3 protein-coding genes are annotated in these 2,847 nt (G+C 32.8%); all 3 read left to right on the plus strand.

All coding sequences use genetic code 11. From position 1 onward, the window contains the following. The first annotated feature begins 416 nt into the window (after positions 1–416). The gene (locus tag AC3DU7_RS30240; protein ID WP_488042937.1) at positions 417–1,256 is read left to right on the plus strand and encodes a pentapeptide repeat-containing protein; all 840 of its coding nucleotides are present in this window, start codon (positions 417–419) and stop codon (positions 1,254–1,256) included. Positions 1,257–1,593: 337 nt separating this feature from the next. Beyond that, positions 1,594–2,505 carry a ribonuclease D gene (locus tag AC3DU7_RS30245; RefSeq protein WP_488042938.1) on the plus strand — a complete coding sequence of 304 codons (912 nt, stop codon included), beginning with the start codon at positions 1,594–1,596 and terminating at the stop codon, positions 2,503–2,505. 154 nt (positions 2,506–2,659) lie between these two features. Then, positions 2,660–2,847, plus strand: a 188-nt coding sequence (locus AC3DU7_RS30250) for a CBS domain-containing protein (protein ID WP_488042939.1), incomplete at its 3' end; no start/stop codon positions are given.

Here is a 2,847-nt window from a genome sequence, read left to right on the forward strand (position 1 = left end):
CCTAGTTACAAAAATAATTTCTGACTTCTGACTTCTGACTTCGTTAACCCTTATGAGTTTAATACCCAACCGTTTACACGATGCAAGTGCGATTGGTGGAGGACAAATCCCCATTGACCACATTCTTCTGACTCCTGACTACTTTTTCAAGGAAATATATTAGGAAAGCAAAAAGTTTCACGGAAAAAGCCAGTTAATAAGTTAATTAGGTATATGTAGGGGTTCTGTTTACTTTATGTAAATTAGTAATGTCCTAGTGCAGGATGGTGGAAATAGCGGACCAGTTACAAAATCCTAAAACAATTACAAATCAATACTTTTAATTTTTAACTTTTGACTTTTAACTTTTGACTTCCGCGTAGTGGCACTAGTTTAAATATAAAATATAAAATAGAAAATAGTTTGAGGCGATGCAAATGGAGGCGGAAGAACTTCTAAAGCAGTATGCAGCAGGGGAAAGAAATTTTAAAGGTATTACCCTGGTAGGGGTAGATTTAAGAGAAGCTGATTTAAGTAATGCTAACTTTACTAGGGCAAACTTCCGTAAGATAAAACTTATGGATGCTAATCTATGTGGAGTTAATCTCAGAGAAGTGGATCTAGAGGATTCTTATCTCAATGGGACTAATTTGAGTGAAGCTAATTTGATTGGAGCGAGTCTTGTGAAAACTGACTTAACTAATGCTGATTTGAGTGAGGCTAATTTACGGGGTTCTAATTCTAGGGAAGCTAATTTAAGTCAAGCAGATTTAAGAGGTGCTAACCTGACGGAAGCTAATTTCAGTCAGGCTAATTTAACGGCAGCTAATTTAACGGCAGCTACGATGATTCGCGTTAATTTGATCAAAGCTATTTTAAATGGATCAAATCTAGAGTCTGCGAATTTAACAAATGCCTTGATGAATGAGTCAAGTCTAGAAGAGGCCAATCTAACTAATAGCATTTTGAGTGGGGCAATGTTAAGTGGGGCTAATCTGAGTGAAGCTGAATTAAGCAAATCTACTACTATTGGAGCTACCCTGAGTGAAGCTAACTTGAGTGGAGCGAAACTACGAACCGCTAATGTTAGTTGGACTACTTTTCGAGGAGCTAATATGAGTGGGGCTAATTTATTTCGGGCTAATTTAAGTTGGTCAAATCTAACAGGATCAATATTAATTAAAGCTGTATTGATTGATGCGAAGCTAAATAAAACTAATCTACGAGATGCAGATATGAGGGGAGCAATTATGCCTGATGGTACAACTTGTCCTTAAAAGTGATAATTCAAAATTCAAAAGTCAAAAGTACGGAATTTATAAGTCAAAAGTCAAAAGTGATTAATCAAAATTTTATAGAAGCTCAAAACTTTGATGCTATATCAATAATTAATAACTAATAATTAACAATTACCTCTCCTTGAAAAGAAGAGGATTGACGAACAGGAAAAATTTTTCTTGTTTCTTTTTTAAAGTAGAGGCTTTAAACTTTAATTATTCGGTAATTTACGGAAGTTATTTAGCATTTAAATGAGTGAAACTATTTGTGACATAGCTAAAGTGAACTGGTATTAACACTATAATTTTAATTTTTAAGATTTTTTTATTAAATTATATGTTTTATTTGACAGATAATAATGATATTAAAAAATGTATTGAACAATTAGCTACAGCTAATCTGCTTTGGATTGATACAGAAGTTGCTGATTATCAGACTCGTAAACCAAGATTGTCTTTAATTCAAGTATTGGCTGATTCTCAAGATTTGGTAGGCGATCGCGTTTGTATTTTGGATGTTTTGGATAATTCCGATTTAACTAATTTTTTTATCGATAAAATTATGGTCGAAGCTAACATTGAGAAAGTATTTCATAATGCTAGGTTTGATATTAAATTTTTGGGTAAAAATCAAGCTAAAAATATTACTTGTACCTGGGAAATAGCTAAAAAATTACCTTATTATATTCTGCCTCTTCCTAATTTAAAACTGAAGACATTAGCTGAAAATTTAACCGATTTTGAAAATATAGATAAAGAAATACAAGCCAGTGATTGGGGACAACGCCCACTGACAGAAAAACAGTTAGAATATGCGAAAATGGACCCGGTTTATTTAGCTCAAGTACATTTAGCTTTGTTAAAGTTAATTAAACAGAATAATTCTGAACCTACTGCTGAAAATTTAGATGAACTAAGTCAAAGATATCAAGATATTTTACATGAATGGAAATTGTTAGATTCAGAAATTACTCATATACTTGAGCGGATAAAATTAGCTATGCAGGCACAGAATATTTCTGAAACTTCAACTTTTAAATTATCACCTACAGAACGAGTTACTCAAAAAGTTAATTTTGCTGAGTTGGCAACGATCGTACAAGATCGGGAAATAGATTTAGATTTTCCGATTACTGTCACTCAAAAACTACAAAAAGATTTTGGAGATATTATGAATAAAATTTCGGTAAATCAAGAGAAAAGTTCTAGCTGGAAATTGACTGCTAAAGATTTGTCCGATATTAACTAGCTCAGAGCTAACAGCTAATTAAAAATAATTTGATTTGATAAATCTATAGACTAAATAACTCTTTTATCCTACTCTTAAATTAATAACTAAAGCTACTAATATTTAGCAGCTTAAATATCAATAACTAAATACATATTATTGAGGAAAAGTCAAGATGATGAAAGCTAAAGATATTATGACCACAGAGGTTGAAACAATTCGTGGTTCGGCAACGGTAGCTGATGCTGTGAAGAAAATGAACGATCTCTGTCTGCGCGCTCTAATTGTGGAACGCCGTCACGACCAAGATGCTTATGGTATTATCACAGAGACAGATATTGTTTATCAGGTTGCTGCTTACGG

It is taken from the genome of Okeania sp. (genome assembly GCF_983059655.1).

Excerpts from the sequence above, each read along its gene's own strand:
- AC3DU7_RS30240 (WP_488042937.1), top strand. The coding sequence starts at position 417 with ATGGAGGCGGAAGAACTTCTAAAGCAGTATGCAGCAGGGGAAAGAAAT.
- AC3DU7_RS30245 (WP_488042938.1), top strand. The coding sequence starts at position 1,594 with ATGTTTTATTTGACAGATAATAATGATATTAAAAAATGTATTGAACAA.